This is a genomic window from Aureimonas sp. Leaf324 (assembly GCF_001423245.1).
In the GTDB taxonomy this organism is placed as follows: Bacteria; Pseudomonadota; Alphaproteobacteria; order Rhizobiales; family Rhizobiaceae; genus Aureimonas.
Genome location: NZ_LMOH01000030.1, coordinates 1 through 23,748 on the forward strand (window position 1 = coordinate 1; position 23,748 = coordinate 23,748).

Genomic DNA, 23,748 nt, shown 5'->3' on the forward strand with positions numbered 1-23,748 from the left:
GCCACACCTCCGGTCGGGCTACGCCCTCCCTACGATGCGGCCCGCGCCGTCCGTCTCATCCTGATTGACGCCCAGTCTCATCCTGTTTGTCGCCGCGCAGAAGGCCGACCGCACCAAGTCGGTCGACGTCGTAGTGCCAAGTCTCCAAAGCCATCGCAGCACCTGCTGGCTCTATGACACGCCCGACGACGTCCCGGCGTTCCTCGCGACCATCGCGGACGGCGTCGCCGCCATTCCCGTGCCCGACAGCCGCCTGCTCCTAGCGATGGCCTCGCGCGTGCGGGCCATCGAGCCGATGGGTGCCCGCGAGATTGAGGACGTTATGTCTGTGCCCTGGCACCTCCTGACGTCCCTCGTGGAGGGCGGGCGCTCGTTCCGTGCCGCGGCCGGGCTGGCCAAGCGCGTCGAGGCGGCGCGCTCGGCTGAGCCGACGGGCCGGGATACCGAGGTTGCACCGGAAAAGAATTCCGATGCGGCGGGCGACACGTACGGAGTTTCCGACGGGCCGACGCTCGACGAGCTGCCCGGCCTCGGCGAGGCCGCCGAATGGGGACGGACCCTCTCGGTCGACCTCGCGGACTACAGGGCCGGCCGGATCGGTTGGGGCGAGGTCGACCGGGGCGCGCTCCTGCACGGACCGCCGGGGACGGGCAAGACCACGTTCGCAAGGGCGCTCGGACGCACGTGCGGCGTCCCCGTCCACGTCCACAGCCTCGCGCGCTGGCAGGCAGCGGGCTACCTCAACGCCCTGCTGAAGGCCATGCGTACCGCCTTCTCCGAGGCGATCGCGGCCGCTCCGTGCATCCTGTTCGTCGACGAACTCGACTCGTTCGGCGACCGGGCGAACGTCGACGACCACAACGCGCGGTACACGAGGGAGGTCATCAACGCCTTTCTGGAGTGCCTCGACGGCGCCGAGGGACGGCCGGGCGTCGTCGTCGTCGGCGCCACCAACCACCCGCACCTGATCGACCCCGCGATCCGCAGGGCCGGTCGCCTCGACAGGGAGATCGCCATCCCCATGCCGGACGCGGACGCGCGGGAGCGGATCCTACGCTTCCACCTGCGGGGGGATCTCCCGGGCGCGGACCTCACGGAAGTCGCGGACGCCATGGACGGGAAGAGCGGCGCCGACCTCGAGATCCTCGTCCGCGGAGCACGGCGGACGGCCCGAACCGCGCGGCGCCCCATGGAGCATGGCGACCTCGTGCGCGCCCTGCCGCCGGCCGTCCGGCTGACCGACGCGGCCTTCAGGCGGGTGTGCGTGCACGAGGCCGGTCACGTCGTGGTCGGGCAGGCGCTCGCCGCCGCGTCGGGGTCCGTCCCGGTGCGTGCCGTGGTCCGGCGCGAGCTTCGGGGTCCGAACGGCAACCGGACGGAGTTCACGCTCGAGCGCGGGGGAGAAGGGACGCTGGCCTCATACCTTCACTTGGTGACGACGATGCTCGGGGGGACGGCTGCCGAGCTCGAAGTGTTCGGCGAGTCGAGCGAGCTCAGCGGCGGGGCGCCGGATTCGGACCTCGCGAGGGCGACGAGGCTCGTCGCCCACATCGAGTTGGACCTCGGTCTCGGCGGCACGCTGGCCACGACGGGGATGACGTCCGACTACGAGGTCGCCCGGTGCCTCCGTCAGGACCGGGCGTTCGGGCGCCGCGTCGAGCGGACGCTGGCCGAATGCCTCGACCGTGCTCGTGGATTCGTCAGGGAACGACGGACCGACCTCGAGGCCGTTGCCGAGCGCCTAGAGATGCACGGTGTGTGGCATGCCGCGACGGGACTGCATTCCCTTCCTGCTGCCCCGGTCAAGGGGGCGGGGGAAGGCCAGCCGGCCGCTTCGCGTTCCGACAGGAGACGGGGCACGCCTCGCGCGGTTCCGGGCTGAGGGGCGGCCGGGACGGTCGACGGCCTCGGCTTGCCCGATCCCCGTGCGGCGGCGCGGAACCCGGGAGCCCCGGCTCTTGACGTGCGCGGTCGTGGCCCGTCGGTGGTATCGCCCCAGGAATCGTGGACAGCGAAGGATTCAATCCTCGGATCGAATCCTTGCAGGGCGATCCATTCGTCACCAAATCCTTGCCATCGCGGGCGCAAGGCCCGCGAGTCATGGGTTGACCCTGTCAAGGGCCGGCGACGAGATCAGGTCGATGAACAACGAGATCATCTCCTTGGTTGGTTCGCCGGACTGTTCCGGCAGGACGGCCAGAAGTCCGATGAGGACGGCACGGCCAGCATACCTCAGCATGTCGAATGACTGGCAGCATGAGAGGCTCCTCCGGGGTCTCGCCTAGAGACGGCAAGGGCGTCGGGTAGACGGAATGCCATCCCGACCGACGTCCCTTCTCGCTCCGCCCCGGCCCTGGTCGATGCCGCGCGACAGGCTCAAGCGTTACCCGCACTTCGACAGCCCCCTCAGCCCCGAGGCGGCCACGGCGCTGGCGACCGACCCGGTGGCGGTGGCCCGGCACCCCTTCCGTCCGCTGCTCCTCTTCCAGGACGTGAAGCGGTACTTCCGGAGGCACGGACAGCCACGCAAGCCGCCGAAGAAGCGGCCGATCCGCTTCGCGGCCCGCGGCGACGCCTACATCTACATGCGCTACCGGGACTGGCTGTCGTGCCTCTACGAGGAACGCCTGGGATCGCTGGACCTCGGCGACGCCGTCGCGGCTTACAGGCGGGTGAGGAGCCCGTACCGACGCGGCAACAAGTGCAACATCGACTTCGCGTACGACGCGATCGGGCACATCCGGCGCCTGCGCGACTGTCACGTGCTGTGCCTCGACATCAAGAGCTTCTTCGAGAGCCTCGACCATGCCCGGCTGAAGGAGGTCTGGGCGTCGTTGCTTGGGGTCGGAGACCTGCCTCCCGACCACTACCGCGTCTTCCGCAGCCTGACGAACTACGTCGAGGTCGACCAGCTAGAGGTGTACCGACGGCTGGGCTTCTGGGGATGGAAGGCTGTCCGTAACCGAGGGGACCTCGTCGAGGGCTACCTGGTCGACCGACGGCAGATACCGACCCAGCTTTGCGACGCGCGGACGATGCGTGAGGTGGTGTTTGGCGAGGGAGGCAAGCACCCAAAAATCGCGGTCAGGCGGACCGAGAGCTACGGCATCCCCCAGGGAACCCCGATCTCGGACCTCCTCGCGAACATGTACATGCTGGACTTCGACCGGGACATGAAAACGCTCGCGACGTCGCTCGGCGGTCACTACAGCCGCTACAGCGACGACATCCTGTTCGTGGTGCCCGCCGACGCGGTGGCACCCTCGGTCCTCGAAAGGACAGTGTCGGACGCGATCAGCCTCCAGGGCGACGAACTCCGCATCGCCGAGGCCAAGACGTCCGTCCATCGGTTCGCCCCGGACGGCGACACGCTGAGCTGCGTGGCCGTCGGAAGCACCCCGCCGAACAAGCGGTTCGAGTATCTCGGCTTCCGCTTCGACGGGCGCAACGTGCGCCTTCGCGACTCCACGCTCTCGGTCCTCCGCCAGAAGATCGCCGGAACGGTCCGTCAGGAGGCCGTCGCCCAGTCCAGACGGTACCGGTCGCGCACGACCGACGAGATCTGTGACCGCTACGACTACCGGAGGATCTACGAGCGGTACGGACGCGTCCGAGACTTCGAGGACGTGACCGACAAATCGGGTTGGACGTTCTGGACGTACGTCAAGCGCATTGAGGAGGTCATGGGGCCGGACGCGCGCCCGATCCTCCGTCAGTTGCGGAACCAGAAGGCGCAGATCCGCGAGCGCTTCAAGCACTACGTGGAGAAGGACAGGGCGTGACGCCGAGGCCGGAAGCGAGGGGCCGGCATCCGGAACGCACGCCGCTGAAGCGGAAAGGTGGAGCGCCCGCGTCTGCGGGACGGGGGCCGGTTGGAGCGATGGCGGAACTACCCATCGGGAGCCCAGTCGGCCCAACCGGTTTCGGACGAGAAGGCCCAATCCCTTCCATCGGTTCGCCAAATCCCTTCCATCGGGAAGTGCAACTCCTTTCACGACGATCCGAACGCCCCTCCGGAAGCCGCCTTGACGAGGCGTCGGCCGCCGCGGCCTCAAGCTGCGGGGGGCATGGCCACCTCGCACGGCCGGTAGCAACATGGGTCGAGACAGAAGGGGCGACGGGGTCGATTCTTTCGGTTGAGGCGGTCACCGACCCTTGGCATCGATGTCCCCTACGAAGGGTAGCCGATGAACGACAACCGACTCTCGGACCTCACCATCGAGTGGGCGAAGCCATCGACCTGGGTCGACGACATCGGAAGATGGGTCGGCCAGCGCTTGAAACCGGGCGGCACGGAGCGTTTGGCCCGGCGACCCCGGAAGCTGCATGCTTGCGACGATACGGAGTGGTTGTACCAAGTCGGAAAGGCATCCCGAGCCGACCTCGGCGACCTGCTGGACGAAATGGCGAACGACCTCGCCGCTGCACGCGCCATCGTCTTCCATGGCACCCGGGTCGACGATCCCGGCTGCTTCTCGAAGGAAGGTCTAAGGGTCAACGATCCCGACGCCCTCGAAAGACGGGTTCGCGAACTCCTCCGCGAGGAGCCCGAACTTGCCCGGCGTTACCCGGATCCCGACAGGCTTCTCTCGACGTTCGAGGACAGGGGCCGGGACGCTGGACGCCTGTTCCTGGCGTTGGACGACCGAAGCCTCCTCGACGGAGGGGGACATTACCTGCTGTACGGCAGCGAATGGCTACAGACGTTGTTGGGCTGGGATGCTCACCCCGTGATGCGCCGTCGCGGCCATCCGACGATCGTGCGTGCCGCCCTGCCACTCGATTCGGTCTCGGCCGGAGTGCGCAACGAACTGGCAGCCAAGCTGCTGTTGGAGTGGGCTCGCCGAACGGCGATCCGGACCGTCGAAGTGCCGAAACTCGATTTCTCGTTCTGCCTCAGAGGCGACCTACCGCCTTCCGCGATACTGGGACACGAGCATCCGGCCGAAATCGAGGATCCCTTCCATCGGGTCGTCTGGAAAACCGAGAATCGCACATGCCCGGATTGCAGTCCGTGAGACTTAAGCGACCCGAAGCGGTCGCGGGTCGCGGAAACGATAGGATGCGTAAGGCCGACGCTTTGGCACCGGGTTCTACCGACACCAAAGCTGGCTTCCAGTCAGCGTATTCCCGTTAGCGGAAGCCCAATCCGTTACAGACCGAGTTCAATCCCTTCCCGCCACACAGGTCCCGTCAGATGTCGAGGTTGGCGACCTGCAGGGCGTTTTCCTGGATGAACTCGCGGCGCGGCTCGACCTCGTCGCCCATCAGGCGGGAGAAGAGCTGGTCGGCATCCGTGGCGTCGGCGATCTTGACCTGCAGCAGCGAGCGGACCTCGGGGTCGAGCGTCGTCTCCCAGAGCTGCTCCGGGTCCATCTCGCCGAGCCCCTTGTAGCGCTGGAGCGACAGGCCCTTGCGACCGACCTCGAAGACCGCGTTCAGGAGATCGAGCGGACCCGTCAGCGCACGCTCGGTCTCCTTGCGCCTCAACACCGGCGGCGTCTCGTAGATCTCGCCGAGCCGGCTTGCCATGCGATGCAGCGCAATCGCGTCCGCCGACTGCACGAGGCCAGCGTCGAGCGCCTGCATCTCGAGCACGCCGCGCACGGTGCGCTGGAAGCGGTAGCCGCCCTCGCCGTCCGCCTCGCCGATCCAGCCGCGCTCCGTCTCCTCGGCGACGGCATCGAGCGCCTTGGCGATGCGGTCGGCCATCACCTCGGCCTCGCCGCGGTTCTCGGCGACCGAGGGGCTGAGCGCACCCGCGATCGCCGCCTGCTCCACCACGGCCCGCGCGTAGCGCGAATGGAGGCCGGACAGGATCTGGCGCACCTGGAGCGCATCGTCGACGGCCGCGCGCAGGTCGCGGCCCCGGCGCGCCTCGCCCGAGCCCAGCGTCAGGACGGCGTCCTCGAGACCGCCGTCGATCAGGTAGTTCTCGAGCGCCTTCTCGTTCTTCAGGTACTGGCTCTGCTTGCCGCGTGTCACCTTATAGAGCGGCGGCTGCGCGATGTAGACGTAGCCGCGCTCGATGAGCTCAGGCATCTGCCGGAAGAAGAAGGTGAGGAGCAGCGTACGGATGTGGGCGCCATCGACGTCGGCGTCCGTCATGATGATGATCTTGTGGTAGCGCAGCTTGTCGGCGTCGAACCCGTAGCTCGAGCCCTCGAACTTCCCGATGCCGGTGCCCAGCGCGGTGATCAGCGTTCCGATCTGGTCCGACGAGATCATCCGGTCGAAGCGCACGCGCTCGACGTTGAGGATCTTGCCGCGGAGCGGCAGGATGGCCTGGTTCTGCCGCGAGCGCGCGCCCTTGGCCGAACCACCGGCCGAATCGCCCTCGACGATGAAGATCTCGCTCTTGGCCGGATCCTTCTCCTGGCAGTCGGCGAGCTTGCCGGGCAGGGTCGAGACGCTCATCACGTCCTTGCGCACGGTCTCGCGCGCCTTGCGCGCGGCTTCCCGCGCGGCCGCCGCCTGCACCATCTTGCCGACCACGGTGCGCGCGTCGGACGGGTGCTCCTCGAACCAGGAGCTCAGCGCCTCGTTCATGGCGCTTTCCACGACAGGCCGCACCTCGGACGAGACGAGCTTGTTCTTGGTCTGCGAGGAGAACTTCGGGTCCGGCACCTTGACCGAGAGGACGCAGCTCAACCCCTCGCGGCAGTCGTCGCCGGTCGGCTGCACCTTCTCCTTCTTGAGGAGCCCCGAGCCTTCGGCATAGCCGATCACCTGGCGCGTCAGGGCGCCGCGAAAGCCCGCCATATGCGTGCCGCCGTCGCGCTGCGGGATGTTGTTGGTGAAGCACAGGACGTTGTCCTGGTAGCTGTCGTTCCACCAGAGCGCGGCCTCGACGGTGATGCCGTCGCGCTCGGTCTTCACGGTGATCGGTTCGGACAGGAGAGGCTTGCGGGCGCGGTCGAGGTAGCGCACGAAGGCCTCGAGGCCGCCCTCGTAGAACAGCTCGTTGCGCTTCTCGTCGGCGTGGCGCTTGTCGGCGAGCACGATGCGCACGCCCGAATTCAGGAACGCGAGCTCGCGCAGACGATGCTCCAGCGTGCCGTAGTCGAAGGTCGTGACGCCCTTGAACGTGTCGGTCGAGGGCATGAAGGTGATGGCGGTGCCCGTCTCGTCGCCCGCCTCGCCCGTCACCTCCAGCGGCGCGTCGGCGACGCCGTGGGTGAAGCTCATCTCGTGGATCCTGCCCTTGCGGCGGATCTTCATCTTCAGCCACACCGACAGGGCGTTGACGACCGAGACGCCGACGCCGTGGAGGCCGCCCGAGACCTTGTAGGAATTCTGGTCGAACTTACCGCCGGCGTGCAGCTGGGTCATGATGACCTCGGCCGCCGAGACGCCTTCGGAGGAATGGATGTCGGTCGGAATGCCGCGCCCGTTGTCGGTCACGGTGCAGGAACCGTCGGCGTTGAGCGTGACGGTGACGAGCGTCGCGTGGCCGGCGAGCGCCTCGTCGATCGCGTTGTCGACCACCTCGTAGACCATGTGGTGGAGGCCGGACCCGTCGTCCGTGTCGCCGATATACATGCCGGGACGCTTGCGGACGGCGTCGAGACCCTTCAGCACCTTGATGGAATCGGCGCCGTACTCGGCCGGGACGCCGGGGTTCGTCTCGAAGGCTTCTGACATGATGTTCCTGTGGTGACGCGGGAGGAAGCCGAAAAACGCTCCGCCCGCCCTGCACTCGTGCCCGACGGGGCCTTCCGGATATAATGGTTTCCGCCCCCGAATCCAAGCTTTTCAGCACTTTCGGCGATCCCGGCGCCCTTTCGCCGGCGCCGCGCGGTTCCCATGTCAGCCGTTCCGATTCACCGGAGCATCGCCCCGATGGCCGCGCTTTCCGACGCCTTTCTCGCGCCCGCCCCGCGCCCCCGGCCACGCCCGCTCTCGACGCCCGCCTTCATCTGGACGGCGATGCGCAACCCGATCGAGATCTGGGGCGAGCGGGCCTATCGCGAGCGGGTCCTGCGCAACGACTGGCTGCGCGTGCCCACCGTCATCGTCAACGACCCGGCCGCGATCCGGCACTGCCTCGTCGACAACGCGGCGAACTACGCTATGCAGCCGCTGCGCCAGCGCGTGCTGCGGCCGATGCTGCGCGACGGGCTTCTCACCGCCGAGGGCGAGCTCTGGCGCCGCACGCGCCGGGCGATGGCACCGGTCTTCACGCCGCGCAATGTCGGCGGGCTCGCCGCTATCATGGCCACGCGCTCGCAGGCCTTCGCCGATCGGCTGGGGACAAGCGAGACGGATGGCCCACGCGACGTCGCCAGCGAGATGACGCTTCTCACCTACGACATCCTGCAGGCGACGCTCTTCACCGATGCGATCGCCGGCGAGCCGGCCGAGTTCGCCCGCGCGATGGACGACTTTCTCCACCGCATGGGCCGCATCGACCCGCTCGACCTTCTCGACGCACCCGCCTTCCTGCCGCGCATCGGCCGCATCCTCGGCCATCGTTCGACGACCTATTTCCGGCGCCTGATTACCGAGACGGCCGAGCGCCGCCGCGCCCTGATCTCGGCCGATCCGGCATCCGCGCCGCGCGATCTCCTGACGCTTCTTCTCCAGACCGAGGGCCTGTCGGCGTCCGAGGTCGAGGACAACATCATCACCTTCATCGGGGCGGGCCACGAGACCACGGCGCGCGCGCTCGGCTGGACGCTCTACCTCCTCGCCAGCGCGCCCGCCGAGCGCGACAAGGTCGAGCGCGAACTCGACGAGCGGCTGCCGGGCCTACCCGACCCCAGCGACTGGGCCGACGCCCTGCCCCGCACGCGCGCCGCGCTGGAGGAGGCCATGCGCCTCTACCCGCCCGCCCCTTCGCTCAACCGCATGGCGATCGAGGCCGACACGGTGGCGGGCATCGAGGTGCCCGCCGGCGCCTCGCTCCTCGTGATGCCTTGGCTCGTCCATCGCCACGAAGCCCTGTGGGAGCGGCCGGGGCACTTTCTTCCCGAGCGCTTCAGCCCGGAGAATCGCGGGCGGATCGACCGCTTCCAGTACATTCCCTTCGGCGTCGGCCCGCGCGTGTGCATCGGCGCCTCGTTCGCCCTTCAGGAAGGCGTGATCGCGCTCGCCTGCCTGATGCGCACGCTGCGCTTCGACTATGCCGGCGCCCGGCCGCCCCACCCCGTCCAGAAGATCACCGTGCAGCCGCGCGGCGGCCTGCCGATGCGGGTGACGCGTCGCCGGGCGTCGCCCTGACGCGGCCCAATCGAAGATCGCCGTGCGGGTGGACCTTGATTTCGGCGGCGAAAGAGGCCATTGACACGCGATCGTTTGCCTGCCGACCGCGACGGACGTGGCTTCTCCTTCCGGGGAAGAGCCCCGAGCCTTTCGGCTCCGCCGCCGACGGACGAATGAATGTAGAACCGCCGGGTCATCCCGGACATCAACCCACGGGGTTCGCAACCCCGGCCCGTATCGAAAGGATGCCCATGAAGGTCGACGTTCGCGACAACAATGTGGAACAGGCGCTGCGCGCTCTGAAGAAGAAGCTCCAGCGTGAGGGCGTCTTCCGCGAAATGAAGGAGCGCCGGGCTTACGAGAAGCCGTCCGAGCGTCGCGTTCGCGAGAAGCAGGATGCCATCCGCCGCACCCGCAAGGCCGCCCGCAAGCAGGCCCAGCGCGAGGGTCTGCTGCCGGCGCCCAAGAAGGCCGTCCGTCCGGGCGCTCCGTCCCGCGGGGCGTAAAGCCTGGTCGAATGAATGGAAAAGGGCGGCGGATCGCAGGATCCGCCGCCCTTTTCGTTTGCGCGTCGGGGCTTCATCCCCTCGCGGTGGTGACAACCCCTTGAGAAGGCGTTTCCGGCCGGTCGTTGACGAGGGTGGGATTGGCGGCCGGCGCCTCGTCCTGCCCGAGATAGCGCGAGGGGTCGTTGTCAGCCGGCACGATGCGCTGGATCGCTCGCGGCTCCTGCCCCTCGCCGAACCGCTGGAGGAACCGAGTGCGGATCGCCTCGGCGATGCGCCGCTGGGCGGTCGCCGTTTCGCCTTCCGTGACGCGCCCGCGCAGCACCAGGATCTGTGCATCCACCGTCAGCTGGTCGAGAAAGGCGACGGGCTCGCTGAGCCGCCCGTCCGCGCTCTCCTGTTGCCACGCCTCGATCAGCGCCTGGCGCGCCGCCTCGAACGGCATGTCGCGCGGCACGGTCACGGCCCAGGCGAGAAGCCGCGAGGCCGCGCGCGAATGATTGCGCATCCAGACGTTCCAGAGCGTCGAGTTCGGGGCGAACACGAAGAGGCCGTCGAAGGTCTCGAGATGCGAGACGAAGAGGCCGATCTGGTGGACGCGCCCCGCGAAGGTCTGCGTCTCGATGTAGTCGCCGACGCGAAACGGGCGCAGCCACAGGAGCATGATGCCGGCCGCGATGTTGGTGAGCGTTCCCTGAAGCGCCAGACCGACGGCCAGACCGGCCGCGCCGAGCACCGCGAGCAGCGAGGTCATCTGCACCCCGACCTGGCCGAGCGCGATGATCAGGGTCAGGATGACGACCACGTAGCGCACGATCGCGACCAGCGGCTCTCGCACGGTCTGGTCGACCTTGGTCGACACGCCGAAGGCGCGGGTGACGAGGTTGGCGAGCCGCCCGGCCAGGAACAGGCCGACGGCGAGAATCAGGATCGCGGCGATGAGGTTGGGCAGGAAGGCGGCGGCCTCGGAGGCGAGGCGCGCCAGAAAGGTGTGCGAGGTCTCGAGCGTTTCCTGGATGGGCATTCCGGTCGGTCCGTTTCGGCTGGGTCGCAGCGGGCGCGCTCCCTCCCGAAGCACCCATCCCTAGAAAGGACGCCCGGCCGAAAAGGAAAGGGCCGCCCGGCGGCGGCCCCTTCCGTCAATTCGTTGCGTCGGCCATCAGATCGACGGCGTGCCGCGCGGCGGCTCCTTCGGCTCCCCCTCGTCGACGAGCCCCTCGAAGAGGGCGGTCGAGAGGTAGCGCTCGGCAAACGACGGGATGATCACGACGATCGTCTTGCCGGCGTTCTCCTCGCGCTGGCCGACGCGGATCGCCGCGGCGAGCGCCGCCCCCGACGAGATGCCGACCGGCACGCCTTCGAGGCGCGCCACGAGCCGCGCGGTCTCGAACGAATCCTCGTTGGAGACGGTCACGACCTCGTCGTAGATCTCGCGGTCGAGGATCGGCGGCGCGAAGCCCGCGCCGATGCCCTGGATCTTGTGCGGTCCCGGCGATCCGCCCGACAGGACGGGCGAGGCCTCGGGCTCGACGGCCACCACCTGCAGGCCGGGCTTGCGGCTCTTCAGGACCTGCCCCGTGCCGGTGATCGTGCCGCCCGTACCGATGCCGGAGACGAAAATGTCGACACCGCCCGCGGTATCGTTCCAGATCTCCTCGGCCGTGGTGACGCGGTGGATCTGCGGGTTGGCGGGGTTCTCGAACTGCTGCGGGATCACCGCGTTCGGAATCTCGGCCTTCAGCTCCTCGGCCTTGGCGATCGCGCCCTTCATGCCGCGCGCGCCCTCGGTGAGCACGAGCTCGGCGCCGAGCAGGCGCAGCATCTTGCGGCGCTCGATCGACATCGTGTCGGGCATGGTCAGGATCAGCTGGTAGCCCTTGGCGGCGGCCGCGAAGGCGAGCGCGATGCCCGTGTTGCCCGAGGTCGGCTCGATCAGCGTGTTGCGGCCCGGCTGGATGGTGCCGGCCGCCTCCAGCGCCTCCAGCATGGCGACGCCGATGCGGTCCTTCACGGAGGCGATCGGGTTGAAGAACTCGAGCTTGGCGACAAGGTGCGCCTTCACGCCCTTCTCGCGCGCCAACTTGTCGAGGCGCACCAGCGGCGTGTCGCCGATCGTGTCGAGGATGGAATCGTAGATCCGGCCCCGGCCATGGGTGCGCGCGGTGGTCTCGCTCGTCGGATTGTCCATGGGATGCGCGTCCTCTTCTGGTTGCCCGGCGCTGTCGCGCTTGTCGGCAGTCTAAGCCGAACCGCCCGCGCGACACAGCCCGCGCCACGCGTCCGAGCGGCCGCTGCGGGCAATATTGTGCCCCGCAGGCGCCGCGTCGAGGAATGATCTTCGTCCCCAGCCATGACAAGCGGTTGAACGGGCATCGGCGCAATTCGACACGATGGGTTCACGCCCCTGCAAGGCGCTGGCCTCAGGCTAGGGGCCAAGACCGCTGCAAGGGCATGCCATGCGACAGACCTCGATCGACGATCTCGTCCGCTTCTCGATGGAGCTTCTCGGCCTCACGCTGACCATGGGTGCGATCATGGTGATCGCCGCCTTCTACGCCTTCGACGGGTTCGGCCTTCCGGCCACGCGCTCGACGCTCCTGTTCTGCCTCTTCGCGTTCTTCGGCTGCGCGCTGCCGCTGCAGATCTATGCGGCCGCGCGCATCGCGGGCCTGCGCCGGCAGAACGAGCGGCTGCACCATGCAGCGACGCGCGACGGGCTGACGCAGGTTCTCAACCGCACGGCCTTCAAGCGCGCGGCCGAAGCCGAGATCGGCGCGACCGGCCGCCGGCGCGCGCGCGACGCCGTCCACCACACGCTGCTGATCCTCGACGCCGATCATTTCAAGAAGATCAACGACCGGCTCGGCCACCATGTCGGCGACGAGGCGCTGACGGCGATCGCCGCCACCTTGCGCCGCTCGGTGCGCCAGGACGATCTCGTCGGGCGGCTCGGCGGCGAGGAGTTCGCGATCCTCCTGAAGGACGCGAGGCTGGAGGAGGCGCGGATCGTCGCCGAGCGCCTGCGCCGTGCGATCGAACGGCTGGAGGTCGGCCCGGCCGACCGGCGCACGCGCTTGTCGGTCTCGGCCGGGGGCGTCGCCTTTCGCGGCCCCGTCGCGTTCCAGGCGCTCTACAAGATGGCGGACGCCAACCTCTACCAGGCGAAGCGGACCGGCCGGAACCGCGTCGAGCTCACGCGCCTCGGCGCCCTCGCGCGCGGGGCCACGATCGAGGGCAAGCCGGTGGAACGGCGCCTGCGCGAGGCCAAGGACGCGCGCCGGATCACGGCACGCTGATCGCAGGCTATGCCCGGCGTGCCAGCGTCCAGACCGCAGCTCCGGCCAGAAACAGGGCGGCGCTGCGGTTGAGACGCGCCAGCATCGCGGGCCGCCGCAGGAAGCCGCGCGCCCGCGCGGCGAGCGCCGCATAGGGCGTCATGACCATGACGAGCACCGCCGTCGTCAGCAACGCGAGGACCAGGTAGTCGGTCAGGGTGACGTGCCGGAGGTCGACCAGCGTCGGCACGAGAGCGAGGTAGAAGGCGATCGTCTTCGGGTTTCCGAGCGTCACCACGAGACCGGCCAGAAAGCTTCGCGAGGCGCGCTCGTTCGTCAAGGCGGACACCTGCGTCCCATCGCCGGCCGAGCGCCACAGGCACCAGGCCAGCCACAGGAGATAGGCCGCGCCGCCGTACCGCACGAGCACGAACAGGCTTCCGAGCATGTCGGCCACGAGCGCCAGCCCGAACACTGCCGCCGACAGGTAGACGAGATCGCCGATCACGAGACCGGCGGCAAACGCCATACCGTGGCGAAAGCCGGCGCCGAGCGCCCGCGCCACCAGCGCCACGACGCCGGGACCGGGCACCGCCGCCGCGATGCCGAGCGCCAGCGCATAAGCCAGGAAACCCGCCGGCGTCATCGCGCCTACCTCCCCGTCGAACCGAAGCCGCCAGCCCCGCGCAACGAGGCCGACACCGTCTCCACCGTCTCGAACACGGCCTGCACCACCGGGGCGACCACGATCTGTGCGATGCGCTCGCCGCGCGTGATGGTGAAGGGCTCGGCCCCGAGATTGACGAGGATCGCCATCACCTCGCCCCGGTAATCGCTGTCGACCGTGCCGGGACTGTTGAGGACGGTCACGCCATGGCGCGCGGCGAGCCCGGAGCGCGGGCGCACCTGCACCTCCCAGCCGTCCGGAATGTCCATCACAAGGCCCGTCGGCACCAGAGCGCGCCCCTGCGGCTCCAGCACCAGCGGCTCGGCGAGCGCGGCGCGGATGTCGGCGCCGGCCGCGCCCGCCGACTGGTAGGCGGGCAGGTCGAGGCCTTCGGCATGGGGCAGGCGGCGGATGCCGATCCGGGGTCGCGTGGTGCTCATGGTGTGCCGGTTTCGGCCAATCGCCGCGCGATGTCCAGCGCCAGCCGGTCGGCAACCTCCCCCTTCGGCATGCGCGGCCATTCCTCGACACCGTCGCGCGAAACGAGCCGCACCGTGTTCGCCTCGCCGCCCATGACGTCGCCCGACACGTCGTTGGCGACGATGAGGTCGGCGCCCTTGCGCTCGAGCTTGGCGGCCGCGTTTTCGAGGAGATCGCGCGTTTCGGCGGCGAAGCCGACCACGAGCGCCGGGCGGCGCGACCCCGTGCCGACCGTGCGCAGGATGTCGGGGTTCTCGACGAGGCTGAGTGCGGGCGGTCCCTCCGTGCCCTTCTTGATCTTGTGGGCGGCATCGCCCTCCGTGCGCCAGTCGGCGACGGCCGCCACGAACACGGCGGCATCGGCGGGGAGCGCCGCCTCGACCGCCGCCAGCATCTCGCGCGCCGTCTCGACATGGATCGTCGACACACCCGGCGGATCGGCGAGCGCCACCGGGCCGGACACCAGCGTGACGCGCGCACCGAGCCGCGCGAGGCTCGCCGCGATCGCATGTCCCTGTCGCCCGGACGAGCGGTTGGCGATGTAGCGGACGGGATCGATCGGCTCGTGGGTCGGCCCGGACGTGACGAGGACATGCCGGCCGGCGAGCGGTCCGGTGCCGGTCGCAAGGATCGCCTCGGCGGCAGCCACGATCTCCAGCGGCTCGGCCATCCGCCCCTCGCCGCTCTCGCCGCTCTCGGCCATCTCGCCGCGGTTCGGACCGACGAAACGGAGGCCGTCGCGCCGGAGCGTCTCGAGGCTCCGACGGGTCGCGGGGTGTGTCCACATCGCCGGGTTCATGGCGGGTGCCAGCAGCACCGGCGCGCGGGTCGCAAGCAGGATCGCGCCGGCGAGATCGTCCCCGATGCCGGCCGCCATCTTGCCCATGCGCGTCGCGCTCGCCGGCGCGAGGATGACGAGGTCGGCGCCGCGCGCGAGGCGGATATGGCCGACGTCCTGCTCGTCGTCGCGGTCGAACAACTCGCCGTAGACCTTGGTGCCGGCCAGCGCGCCGACCGACAGGGGCGTGACGAACTCGCCCGCCGCGCGCGTCATCACCGGCGTCACCTTCGCTCCCCGCTCGCGCAGGCGCCGGATGAGGTCGAGCCCCTTGTAGGCCGCGATGCCGCCGCCGATGACGAGGAGGATGCGTTTGTCGGCAAGGGTCATGGCGGGCTCGCAAGGGCGGAGCGGACATCGGTGTGGATGAAGTCGTCGCCCTTGAAGAGCAGCGGCGCGTCGAGCGCGTAGGAGGAGCAGTCGCCCAGGTTAAGCTTGGCTGGATGCCCGCTTCCCCGCCCGAAGCGCATCGCGCATGGAAGCGCGACATCGGCTTGGGTGCGATCGAACGGAACGATGCCAACCCTCAAGTCGGCTATCACCGCGGTAAGCCGCCTCAGGCCGTCAGGCCCCAGGCGTCGGAGTGTCAGAATCTGCAATTCGACCTGAGAGACAGCGGACAGGAACACGCTTTCGGCCTGGACTGCCGCCGCCAGAAGGTCAACAGCCTCAGGTTCGCCATTGAGGATTGCAAAGAGCCCCGACGTATCGACAACGATCACTCCAGGAAATCCCACATCGCGTCAGATTCCGCCTTCCAGTCGATCGGCTGAACCGGCCTGCGCGCATAGGACAGAAGGCGCTGAACGCGCGCCTCCTTCTCCTCTTCCGTGAGCGGCACCGGTTTACTTACGGTGATCGGTGCCCCCACAAGCGCCTCCGCCAAGATGCGCTCCGCCTCTTGAGAAACGGACAAACCGTGTTCGGCTGCACGCTGGCGCAGCTTCCGCTCCACAATGGGATCGAGCGCCTCGATTAGAATAGTGTCCACGGTCCACTCCCATCTGTCACGACAGGCAAGGCAAGGCCTCGGAGTTTCCTCACCCTATCCGAAGGTCAGCTGCCAGGCGATCACCACAAGCGCGATGGCGGAGGCCACTTGCGCGATGTGGCTGATGATGAGGCCGGTGCGCGATTCCTTGGCGAGCTCCATCAGGTCGTCGTCGTTGATGTGGATGCCGTTCTCGATGAGGTCGGGCATGTTGTTGGCGAAGACCTCGAGGCCGGCCGCAAAGTCCGGGAAGCGGTGGATCACCCGGCCGATCGCCTCCAGCCCCCGCTTGGCGTCGCGCAGCCTGGCCGCGGGGCCGAGCTCGGAGACGATGTAGTCGGTCACCACCGGCTCGGCGGCTTCCCACATGTTGAAGCGCGGGTCGTAGGAGCGCGCGACGCCCTCCACCACCACCATCGTCTTCTGCAGGAGCACGAGTTCGGGCCGCGTCTGCATGTCAAAGAGCTCGGTCACCTCGAAGAGGAGGGTGAGGAGGTGCGCCATGGAGATGGTCTCGGCCGGCTGGCCGTGGATCGGCTCGCCGATCGCGCGCAGCGCCTGCGCGAAGGACAGGACGTCCTGCGTGCGCGGCACGTAGCCCGCCTCGAAATGCACCTCGGCGACGCGCTGGTAGTCGCGGCGGATGAAGCCGTAGAGGATCTCGGCGAGGAAGCGGCGGGAATCGGCGGTCAGGCGGCCGACGATGCCGAGATCGACCGCGACGATCGTCCCGTCCGGCACCACGAAGAGGTTTCCGGGATGCATGTCGGCGTGGAAGAAGCCGTCGCGCATCGAATGGCGCAGGAAGGACTGGACGAGATCGACGCCGAGGCGCGGCAGGTCGTGCCCCGCCGCGCGCACCGCCGCCACGTCGTTCATCTTGATGCCGTCGATCCACTCCATCGTCAGGACGTCGCGGCCCGTGCGCTCCCAGTCGATGCCGGGCACCCGGAAATGCGGATCGTTCGCGACGTTGTCGGCCATTTCCGACGAGGCCGCCGCCTCGAGACGAAGGTCCATCTCGATGCGGGTCGACTGGGCGAGCGTTTCCACCACCGCGACGGGACGCAGGCGGCGCGAGGAGCGCACGAAGGTCTCCAGGACGCGGGCGATGAAGGCGAAGGCCTCGAGCTCGCGCCGGAAGCGCACGCGCACGCCCGGCCGGATGACCTTGACCGCGACGTCGCGATACGCGCCGTCCCGCGTCAGGACGCGCGCCTTGTGGACCTGCGCGATCGATGCGGCGCCCACCACGTCGCCGAACTCGACGAACAGGTCGTCGATGCGCCGGCCGAGCGTCACCTCGATGTCGCGGATCGCCTGCTCGCGCGGGAACGGCGGCACCTTGTCCTGCAGCTGGCTGAGCTCCAGCGCGATCTCGGTGCCGACGATATCGGGGCGCGTCGCCAGGAACTGGCCGAGCTTGACGTAGGAGGGTCCCAGCCGGTTGAGCGCCTGGCTGAGGCGGTCCGAGCGCGCCGCGCGCCGGGCCGAGCGCCGCGCCATCAGGCCTGCCAGGCGATGGGCGAGAGCGGCCATCGGCGGCAGGCCCTCGGCGGGCAACGCCGAGAACACGCCCTCGCGCACCAGGATATAGACCGCCCGAAGAAGGGCGAAGGTGCCTGTGATGGGGTTGCTCAAAGGCTAGAGCTTCCAGCCCGAATGGATCGCCGCGATGCCGCCCGTGAGATTGCGGTGCGTCACGCGCTCGAAGCCGGCGCGCCGGATCGCCGCCTCGAAGTTCATCTGGTTGGGGAAGCGGCGGATCGACTCCACGAGATACTCGTAGGAGGCGCGGTCCTTGGCGACCGCTCCGCCGATCGCGGGAATCGCCTTGAAGCTCCAGAGGTCGTAGATCCGGTCGAGAACCGGCAGATCGACCTCGGAAAATTCGAGGCACAGGAAGCGCCCGCCGGGCTTCAGCACGCGATAGGCTTCCGCGAGCGCCAGATCGATGCGCGGCACGTTCCGGATGCCGAAGGCGATCGTGTAGGCGTCGAAGCTGTCGCCCGGAAGCTTGAGGTCCTCGGCGTTGCCCTCGACGAAGGCGAGGTTGCCGGCGAGGCCGCGCTTCTCGGCGCGCTCGGCGCCGACCTGCAGCATCGAGGCATTGATGTCGAGGACGGTGCCCTCGGCCGCGCCGCGCGAGGCGTCGACGATGCGGAAGGCGATGTCGCCGGTGCCGCCCGCCACATCGAGGAAGCGCCAGCCCGGCCGGCGCGAGGGCGCGAGCCACTGCACCATGGCGTCCTTCCAGACACGGTGCATGCCGGCCGACATCAGGTCGTTCATCAGGTCGTAGTTCGAGGCGACGCGGTGGAACACCTCGTTCACGCGGGCCTGCTTCTCCTCGCGGCTAGAAACCGTCTCGAAACCGTAGGAGGTTTCCATGCCCTCCGTTGCGCCGACGCGGGTTCGCGACATGCTGATCGACCTCTCGAGTATTCGGGCACCCAGGCGGCGTGGCCCACGGGCGGACCCATAGCGGAACGGGCGCGGGCACGCCATGTCTTGTGGCGCGCCCCGATCCGGGGCGCGTCCCATGCCGGAGATGATAAGCAGCGATGCCCGAATTGCCAGAGGTCGAGACGGTCCGCCGCGGGCTGGCGCCGGTGATGGAAGGGGCGCGGATCGCCCGCGTCGAGACGCGGCGGGGCGACTTGCGCTTTCCCCTCCCCGACCGTTTCGCCGCCCGCCTCGAGGGCCGGCGCATCCTGTCGCTCGGGCGGCGGGCGAAGTATCTTCTGGCCGAGATCGAGGGCGACCTCATCCTCGCCATGCATCTCGGCATGTCCGGCTCGTTCCGGATCGAGGGGATCGACGGGACGGGCGGGGGCGAGCCGGTGGCGGGCGCGGCCTTCCATCTCGCGCGTTCCGAAGACCGCCTGCACGACCACGTCCTCTTCCATCTCGACACGCCCGCCGCGCGCATCGTCTTCAACGACCCGCGGCGCTTCGGCTACATGAGCCTGATCGAGGCGGGATCACGCGACACGCATCCGCATTTCCGCGCGCTCGGCATCGAGCCGACCGGCAACGCGCTGTCGGGCGAGGCGCTCGCCCCACGCCTCAAGGGCAAGGCGGCACCGCTGAAGGCCGCGCTCCTCGACCAGACGATCATCGCGGGCCTCGGCAACATCTACGTCTGCGAGGCCCTGTGGCGCGCCCGCCTGTCGCCGCGCCGCCTCGCCGGCACGCTCGTCAAGGTCGACGGCCGACCGATCCGCCGCCTCGACGAACTGGCGCTCCATATCCGCGAGACGATCCGCGACGCGATCGAGGCCGGCGGCTCGACCTTGCGGGACTATCGCCAGGCGGACGGCGCGCTCGGCTATTTCCAGCATCGATTCTCGGTCTACGACCGCGAGGGCGAGCCCTGCCGGCGCGAGGGCTGCCGGGGCATCGTCCAGCGGATCGTGCAGTCCGGTCGCTCGACCTTCTTCTGTCCGGTCTGCCAGCGGTGACGGACCGCTATCCGCGCACCCCGGACGGACGCTATTTCGTCGCCCGCGGCCGGCTCTGGCGCTCGTCCGACCCCGGCCTTTCCGAGGCAGACCGGGAGGCGGCCGTCCACGACCTGATGGACGCCCGCCGCGCCGTGCGCGATGCGGCGGACGACGAAGAGCGCCGCAAGGCCCGGCGCGCAGTCGATGCGGCCAAGCGCGCGCTCGGCGAGCGCGGCCCGGTCTGGTGGGCGGACGGCGCGCGCGACTGGACGCGCTTTGCGCCGAAGAACACGCCCTATGCCGGGTGGTTCTCGGGGCTCTCCGCCCCTGAGCGCGAGGCGGCCGGCGGCTGAGACGCTTGGCGGCATCGCCGCCCGCCCCTATCCTTGGCCGGACAACGGGAGGACGAGCATGGACTACACGAGCATCAAGGTGGAACGCCGCGGCCGGGTCGGCTGGATGGTGATCGACCGCCCGAAGGCGCTGAACGCCCTGAACACGCAGGTCCTCACCGAGCTTCTCCATGCGTCCGACACGTTTGCGGCCGATGCCGAGATCGGCGCGGTGGTGCTCACCGGCTCCGAGCGGGCCTTTGCGGCGGGGGCCGACATCAAGGAGATGCAGCCCTTCGGCTTTGCGGAGGCCTACCTCTCCGACTTCGCCAGCGGCTGGGATCGCTTCGCGAGCGCCCGCAAGCCGATGATCGCGGCGGTCGCGGGCTATGCGCTCGGCGGCGGCTGCGAGGTCGCGATGATGTGCGACTTCATCATCGCGGCCGAATCGGCGAAGTTCGGCCAGCCCGAGATCACGCTCGGCGTCCTGCCCGGCATGGGCGGCACGCAGCGCATGGCACGCGCCATCGGCAAGGCGAAGACCATGGACCTCTGTCTCACGGGCCGGATGATGGACGCCGCGGAAGCAGAGCGCTCCGGCCTCGTCGCGCGCGTCGTGCCCGACGCCGAGCTCCTCGCGGAAGCCCAGAAGGTCGCGGAGACGATCGCCGGCTTCTCGCTGCCCGCCGCGATGATGGCCAAGGAGGCGATCACCAGAGCCTTCGACACGACGCTGACCGAGGGGCTGCGCGCCGAACGGCGCCTCTTCGCCGCCGCCTTCGCGCTGGAGGACCAGAAGGAGGGCATGGGCGCCTTCGTCGAGAAGCGGAAGCCGAACTTTCGTCATCGCTGACGCGTTGAGCCCAGCGCCCGTTGACGAGGCGGGCGCTTGATCCTATAAGCGCGCCAGATTTCAGGCGGCACCACGGTGCGGCCTTTCGCGCCTTGCCGCTCGGGTTCTCGTTCGGCTTGGCGGCTTCACGCTGAAACCATTCGCGCGGAGACAGGCGGCCCGGTTGGCCGTTCGGTTCCGCGTCAAGCCGAGAGAGACTGAACATGGCCAATACGCCGTCGGCCAAGAAGGCCGCCCGCAAGATCGCCCGCCGCACCGCGATCAACCGCGACCGTCGTTCGCGCGTTCGCACCTTCCTTCGCAAGGTCGAGGAAGCGATCCTCTCCGGCGACAAGGCTGCGGCCCAGGCCGCCTTCAAGCTGGCCGAACCGGAGCTGGCGCGTGCGGCCTCCAAGGGCGTGATGCATCGCAACACGGTGTCCCGCAAGATCTCGCGCCTGTCGAGCCGCGTGAAGGCCGTCGGCGCCGCCTGATCGGCTCCCGCGACATCTCCTGACGATCTCAAAGGCCCGGAGCGCCCGCTCCGGGCCTTTTCCGATTCCGGCTCCAGCCCGGTCGATGGCCGGGAACCGACAAATCCACCTGTCACCCACTTGTCACGCAAGCGTGGCGCGATAGCCCGCAGCGGCTTTGCCCGAGTCAGCGTTTCATCAACGATTGCAAGGGCTTGGCGAAGGGTCTGCCACGGGGCCCGCGAGCCCGGCCGACGCTCGGGCGAGTCGCATGAGTCAAGCCGGAGTCGGAAAAAGAATCCCGGCTTCAGACCTGCGACCAAATCGCGGCCGAACCGTGCCGTGAATCTCCCTGTGAATCAGGCGATTGCCGTTTGACGCCCGAAATCGGGCATGTCCGACTCGCCACAGTTCAGCCACGGTCAGGTCGCGAGCGCCGATTCAAAGCTTGCCCGAAGCTGGGCTGTTCCGTAGCTTTTGCCTCACGACAAGAGTGCCGGACGACGAAGGCTGGGGACAAGGGGCGTTTTCCAGAACTTGTAGGGGGACCCGCGACAGACCGGGTCGTCCAGGCGCTTTCCGTTAATCGATGAGTATCACCCGGTCGCTCGTGCCTGGCATAGGCGCGGCAGGGTGAATTTCGTTCCGCGTTTCGCTGCGACCGGCTGTTTCCGGCGCGGCGTGTTGGGAGTTCGTAGATGAGCCGTTCCTACAAGGGCGACGTGTCGGCCGAGGCGTGCTGGTCGGCGCTTCAGTCCGATCCCCAGAGCTTCCTGATCGATGTCCGCACGTCGGCCGAATGGAATTTCGTGGGCTTTCCGATGGTGCCCGAAAACGGCCAGGACGCGCTGTTCGCGGAATGGCAGACCTATCCGACGATGGCCGTCGATCCGCGCTTTGCCGAGCGCGTCGGCGCCGCCGTTCGCGCCGCCGGCGGGTCGGAGGGTTCCAAGCTCTATTTCCTCTGCCGCTCGGGCGCCCGCTCCATGTCGAGCGCCGCGGCGATGACCGCGGCCGGTTTCACCGACTGCTACAACATTCTCGACGGCTTCGAAGGCCCGCCCGATGCCGACGGCCACCGCGGCCAGGTCGCGGGCTGGAAGGCGGCCGGCCTGCCCTGGAGGCAGAAATGACCGCTCTTCAGACCGGCGGCCGTTCGTCTCCCCCCGTTGCCGGCGCCCGCACCCGCGCCTTTCCCTCCACCCCCAGCCGTGCGGCTCCCGCCGCACCCGCGAACGGCGAGACTTCCATGGCAGCACCGGCACGCGACGAGACGGCGATCCTCGATCGCGTGAACGCCCGTCTCAAGGCGCAGCTCGGCCCCGACGTCTTCGCCTCCTGGTTCGCCCGCCTGAAGCTCGAGCATGTCGGCAAGGGCGTCGTCCAGCTGTCGGTCCCGACGGCGTTTCTGAAGTCGTGGATCAACGGGCATTACCGCGACCTCCTCCTGCAGATCTTCGCCGAGGAGGTGCCGGGCACGCTCAAGGTGGACGTCGCCGTCCGCTCGGCCGTGCGCGGCGCCAGCGTGCCGCCGCCGGCCGCCAATGCCGACCAGCCGACTGCGGTCCTGAGCACCATGCGCGCGGCGGGAAGCGCCGTCCCGCGCGTCGCCGCACCGGCCGAGCGCACGGCACCCGCCGAGGGCGCGCGCGCCGAGTTCGGCTCGCCGCTCGACCCGCGCTACGTCTTCTCGAGCTTCGTCGAGGGCGCGTCGAACCGCGTGGCGCTGGCCGCCGCCCGCTCGATCGCCGAGAACGGCCCGCAGTCGGTGCGCTTCAACCCCCTGTTCCTTCACGCGTCGGTGGGACTCGGCAAGACGCACCTCCTCCAGGCGATCGCCAACGCGGCCGTCGCCCGCGAGGACAAGCCGCGGGTCGTGTACCTCACGGCCGAATACTTCATGTGGCGCTTCGCCACCGCGATCCGCGACAACCAGGCGCTCGACTTCAAGGAGAACCTGCGCGGCATCGACATCCTGATCATCGACGATATGCAGTTCCTGCAGGGCAAGTCGATCCAGCAGGAGTTCTGCCACCTCCTCAACGCGCTGATCGATTCGGCGCGGCAGGTGATTGTGGCGGCCGACCGCCCAGCCTTCGAGCTCGAATCGCTCGACAGCCGCGTGCGCTCGCGCCTCTCGGGGGGCGTCGCCATCGAGATGGTGTCGCCGGACTACGAGATGCGCCGCGGCATCCTCGCCTCGCGCGTGTCGGCGATGAAGGCGGGCGACCCGAGCTTCGCCATCCCCGAGACGGTGGTGGACACGATCGCGCGCCGCGTCGTCGGCTCGGGGCGCGATCTCGAGGGCGCCTTCAACCAGATCGCCTTCCGCCATGCCGTCGGCCAGCCGCTGTCGGCCGAGCATCTCGACGACCTCCTCAATCAGCTGACGCGGGCCGGCGGCGAGAAGCGGGTGCGCATCGAGGACATCCTGAAGTTCGTCTCGCGCCACTACAACGTGTCGCGCACCGACATCCTGTCCGCCCGGCGCACGCGCACGATCGTGCGTCCGCGCCAGATCGCGATGTATCTTGCCAAGACCATGACGCCGCGCTCGCTGCCCGAGATCGGCCGTCGCTTCGGCGGGCGCGACCACACGACGGTGCTCCATGCCGTGCGCAAGATCGAGGCGGAGCGCTCCAAGGACGAGAAGCTGTCGGAGGAGCTCGACGTCATCCGCCGCATGATCGAGGAATGAGGTCTC

22 protein-coding genes are annotated in these 23,748 nt (G+C 69.0%); 12 read left to right on the forward strand and 10 right to left on the reverse strand.

Going from position 1 to position 23,748, the window contains the following annotated elements; all coding sequences use genetic code 11:
* The first annotated feature begins 64 nt into the window (after positions 1–64).
* The 3 genes from ASF65_RS20005 to ASF65_RS20015 all read left to right on the forward strand — a co-directional run bounded on the left by ASF65_RS20005 (position 65) and on the right by ASF65_RS20015 (position 5,018).
* The gene (locus ASF65_RS20005) at positions 65–1,882 is read left to right on the forward strand and encodes an AAA family ATPase (protein ID WP_055893430.1); all 1,818 of its coding nucleotides are present in this window, start codon (positions 65–67) and stop codon (positions 1,880–1,882) included.
* A gap of 478 nt (positions 1,883–2,360) precedes the next feature.
* Positions 2,361–3,782, forward strand: coding sequence for a reverse transcriptase domain-containing protein (locus ASF65_RS20010; RefSeq protein ID WP_055893443.1), 1,422 nt, complete (start codon positions 2,361–2,363; stop codon positions 3,780–3,782).
* A gap of 405 nt (positions 3,783–4,187) precedes the next feature.
* Complete coding sequence (locus ASF65_RS20015; RefSeq protein ID WP_055893446.1) at positions 4,188–5,018, forward strand: hypothetical protein; 831 nt, start codon at positions 4,188–4,190, stop codon at positions 5,016–5,018.
* Between the two features lie 175 nt (positions 5,019–5,193).
* Here the strand turns inward: ASF65_RS20015 and gyrB are convergent, their stop codons facing one another.
* Positions 5,194–7,644, reverse strand: a complete 2,451-nt coding sequence (gyrB, locus tag ASF65_RS20020; protein ID WP_055893450.1) for a DNA topoisomerase (ATP-hydrolyzing) subunit B — start codon at positions 7,642–7,644, stop codon at positions 5,194–5,196.
* Between the two features lie 198 nt (positions 7,645–7,842).
* Between gyrB and ASF65_RS20025 the strand changes: the two genes are divergently transcribed.
* Positions 7,843–9,222, forward strand: a complete 1,380-nt coding sequence (locus tag ASF65_RS20025) for a cytochrome P450 (protein WP_055893452.1) — start codon at positions 7,843–7,845, stop codon at positions 9,220–9,222.
* Between the two features lie 233 nt (positions 9,223–9,455).
* Positions 9,456–9,710 (forward strand): 30S ribosomal protein S21, encoded by a 255-nt coding sequence (gene rpsU, locus ASF65_RS20030; RefSeq protein WP_055893455.1) that lies wholly within the window; start codon positions 9,456–9,458, stop codon positions 9,708–9,710.
* A gap of 73 nt (positions 9,711–9,783) precedes the next feature.
* Here the strand turns inward: rpsU and ASF65_RS20035 are convergent, their stop codons facing one another.
* Complete coding sequence (locus tag ASF65_RS20035) at positions 9,784–10,734, reverse strand: mechanosensitive ion channel family protein (RefSeq protein WP_055893457.1); 951 nt, start codon at positions 10,732–10,734, stop codon at positions 9,784–9,786.
* Positions 10,735–10,869: 135 nt separating this feature from the next.
* Positions 10,870–11,898, reverse strand: a complete 1,029-nt coding sequence (cysK, locus tag ASF65_RS20040) for a cysteine synthase A (protein WP_055893460.1) — start codon at positions 11,896–11,898, stop codon at positions 10,870–10,872.
* A gap of 268 nt (positions 11,899–12,166) precedes the next feature.
* On the opposite strand from cysK, the gene ASF65_RS20045 reads away from it, so the two are divergent.
* A complete protein-coding gene (locus ASF65_RS20045) occupies positions 12,167–13,006 on the forward strand; it encodes a GGDEF domain-containing protein (protein ID WP_055893465.1) in 840 nt (279 codons plus the stop codon).
* Between the two features lie 7 nt (positions 13,007–13,013).
* On the opposite strand, the gene ASF65_RS20050 is transcribed toward ASF65_RS20045, so the two are convergent.
* Genes ASF65_RS20050 through ubiE form a run of 7 tightly spaced genes read right to left on the reverse strand, consistent with a single transcriptional unit; the run spans position 13,014 to position 18,385 of the window.
* Positions 13,014–13,631, reverse strand: a complete 618-nt coding sequence (locus tag ASF65_RS20050) for a LysE family translocator (protein WP_055893468.1) — start codon at positions 13,629–13,631, stop codon at positions 13,014–13,016.
* Positions 13,632–13,636: 5 nt separating this feature from the next.
* The gene (dut, locus tag ASF65_RS20055; protein ID WP_055893471.1) at positions 13,637–14,092 is read right to left on the reverse strand and encodes a dUTP diphosphatase; all 456 of its coding nucleotides are present in this window, start codon (positions 14,090–14,092) and stop codon (positions 13,637–13,639) included.
* Positions 14,089–15,300 carry a bifunctional phosphopantothenoylcysteine decarboxylase/phosphopantothenate--cysteine ligase CoaBC gene (gene coaBC / locus ASF65_RS20060; RefSeq protein ID WP_055893474.1) on the reverse strand — a complete coding sequence of 404 codons (1,212 nt, stop codon included), beginning with the start codon at positions 15,298–15,300 and terminating at the stop codon, positions 14,089–14,091. The genes dut and coaBC overlap by 4 nt, the downstream gene beginning before the upstream one ends.
* Positions 15,297–15,692 carry a type II toxin-antitoxin system VapC family toxin gene (locus ASF65_RS20065; RefSeq protein WP_200940086.1) on the reverse strand — a complete coding sequence of 132 codons (396 nt, stop codon included), beginning with the start codon at positions 15,690–15,692 and terminating at the stop codon, positions 15,297–15,299. Before ASF65_RS20065 ends, coaBC begins: the two co-directional genes overlap by 4 nt.
* Positions 15,689–15,961 carry a hypothetical protein gene (locus ASF65_RS20070; protein WP_055893476.1) on the reverse strand — a complete coding sequence of 91 codons (273 nt, stop codon included), beginning with the start codon at positions 15,959–15,961 and terminating at the stop codon, positions 15,689–15,691. The genes ASF65_RS20065 and ASF65_RS20070 overlap by 4 nt, the downstream gene beginning before the upstream one ends.
* 54 nt (positions 15,962–16,015) lie before the next feature.
* On the reverse strand, positions 16,016–17,602 hold the full coding sequence (gene ubiB, locus ASF65_RS20075; RefSeq protein WP_055893479.1) for a 2-polyprenylphenol 6-hydroxylase: 1,587 nt from the start codon (positions 17,600–17,602) through the stop codon (positions 16,016–16,018).
* 3 nt (positions 17,603–17,605) lie between these two features.
* Positions 17,606–18,385, reverse strand: coding sequence for a bifunctional demethylmenaquinone methyltransferase/2-methoxy-6-polyprenyl-1,4-benzoquinol methylase UbiE (gene ubiE / locus ASF65_RS20080; protein WP_055893482.1), 780 nt, complete (start codon positions 18,383–18,385; stop codon positions 17,606–17,608).
* 140 nt (positions 18,386–18,525) lie between these two features.
* Here ubiE and mutM point away from each other — a divergent pair, with 140 nt between their 5' ends.
* The 6 genes from mutM to dnaA all read left to right on the forward strand — a co-directional run bounded on the left by mutM (position 18,526) and on the right by dnaA (position 23,742).
* On the forward strand, positions 18,526–19,425 hold the full coding sequence (mutM, locus tag ASF65_RS20085; RefSeq protein WP_055893484.1) for a bifunctional DNA-formamidopyrimidine glycosylase/DNA-(apurinic or apyrimidinic site) lyase: 900 nt from the start codon (positions 18,526–18,528) through the stop codon (positions 19,423–19,425).
* Positions 19,422–19,760 carry a hypothetical protein gene (locus ASF65_RS20090; RefSeq protein WP_055893487.1) on the forward strand — a complete coding sequence of 113 codons (339 nt, stop codon included), beginning with the start codon at positions 19,422–19,424 and terminating at the stop codon, positions 19,758–19,760. Before mutM ends, ASF65_RS20090 begins: the two co-directional genes overlap by 4 nt.
* A gap of 58 nt (positions 19,761–19,818) precedes the next feature.
* Complete coding sequence (locus ASF65_RS20095; protein ID WP_055893490.1) at positions 19,819–20,592, forward strand: enoyl-CoA hydratase; 774 nt, start codon at positions 19,819–19,821, stop codon at positions 20,590–20,592.
* Positions 20,593–20,795: 203 nt separating this feature from the next.
* Entirely contained in the window at positions 20,796–21,065 is a 270-nt protein-coding gene (gene rpsT / locus ASF65_RS20100; RefSeq protein ID WP_055893495.1) for a 30S ribosomal protein S20, read from the forward strand.
* A gap of 677 nt (positions 21,066–21,742) precedes the next feature.
* Positions 21,743–22,177 (forward strand): rhodanese-like domain-containing protein, encoded by a 435-nt coding sequence (locus tag ASF65_RS20105; RefSeq protein WP_055893499.1) that lies wholly within the window; start codon positions 21,743–21,745, stop codon positions 22,175–22,177.
* Positions 22,178–22,293: 116 nt separating this feature from the next.
* Positions 22,294–23,742 (forward strand): chromosomal replication initiator protein DnaA, encoded by a 1,449-nt coding sequence (gene dnaA, locus ASF65_RS20110; protein ID WP_055893501.1) that lies wholly within the window; start codon positions 22,294–22,296, stop codon positions 23,740–23,742.
* The last annotated feature ends 6 nt before the right edge of the window (positions 23,743–23,748 follow it).

Excerpts from the sequence above, each read along its gene's own strand:
- rpsT (WP_055893495.1), top strand. The coding sequence starts at position 20,796 with ATGGCCAATACGCCGTCGGCCAAGAAGGCCGCCCGCAAGATCGCCCGC.
- cysK (WP_055893460.1), bottom strand. The coding sequence starts at position 11,898 with ATGGACAATCCGACGAGCGAGACCACCGCGCGCACCCATGGCCGGGGC.
- ASF65_RS20025 (WP_055893452.1), top strand. The coding sequence starts at position 7,843 with ATGGCCGCGCTTTCCGACGCCTTTCTCGCGCCCGCCCCGCGCCCCCGG.
- ASF65_RS20045 (WP_055893465.1), top strand. The coding sequence starts at position 12,167 with ATGCGACAGACCTCGATCGACGATCTCGTCCGCTTCTCGATGGAGCTT.
- gyrB (WP_055893450.1), bottom strand. The coding sequence starts at position 7,644 with ATGTCAGAAGCCTTCGAGACGAACCCCGGCGTCCCGGCCGAGTACGGC.
- ASF65_RS20015 (WP_055893446.1), top strand. The coding sequence starts at position 4,188 with ATGAACGACAACCGACTCTCGGACCTCACCATCGAGTGGGCGAAGCCA.
- ASF65_RS20050 (WP_055893468.1), bottom strand. The coding sequence starts at position 13,631 with ATGACGCCGGCGGGTTTCCTGGCTTATGCGCTGGCGCTCGGCATCGCG.
- mutM (WP_055893484.1), top strand. The coding sequence starts at position 18,526 with ATGCCCGAATTGCCAGAGGTCGAGACGGTCCGCCGCGGGCTGGCGCCG.
- ASF65_RS20095 (WP_055893490.1), top strand. The coding sequence starts at position 19,819 with ATGGACTACACGAGCATCAAGGTGGAACGCCGCGGCCGGGTCGGCTGG.
- ubiE (WP_055893482.1), bottom strand. The coding sequence starts at position 18,385 with ATGTCGCGAACCCGCGTCGGCGCAACGGAGGGCATGGAAACCTCCTAC.
- rpsU (WP_055893455.1), top strand. The coding sequence starts at position 9,456 with ATGAAGGTCGACGTTCGCGACAACAATGTGGAACAGGCGCTGCGCGCT.
- dut (WP_055893471.1), bottom strand. The coding sequence starts at position 14,092 with ATGAGCACCACGCGACCCCGGATCGGCATCCGCCGCCTGCCCCATGCC.
- ASF65_RS20105 (WP_055893499.1), top strand. The coding sequence starts at position 21,743 with ATGAGCCGTTCCTACAAGGGCGACGTGTCGGCCGAGGCGTGCTGGTCG.
- ASF65_RS20035 (WP_055893457.1), bottom strand. The coding sequence starts at position 10,734 with ATGCCCATCCAGGAAACGCTCGAGACCTCGCACACCTTTCTGGCGCGC.
- ASF65_RS20010 (WP_055893443.1), top strand. The coding sequence starts at position 2,361 with ATGCCGCGCGACAGGCTCAAGCGTTACCCGCACTTCGACAGCCCCCTC.
- dnaA (WP_055893501.1), top strand. The coding sequence starts at position 22,294 with ATGGCAGCACCGGCACGCGACGAGACGGCGATCCTCGATCGCGTGAAC.
- coaBC (WP_055893474.1), bottom strand. The coding sequence starts at position 15,300 with ATGACCCTTGCCGACAAACGCATCCTCCTCGTCATCGGCGGCGGCATC.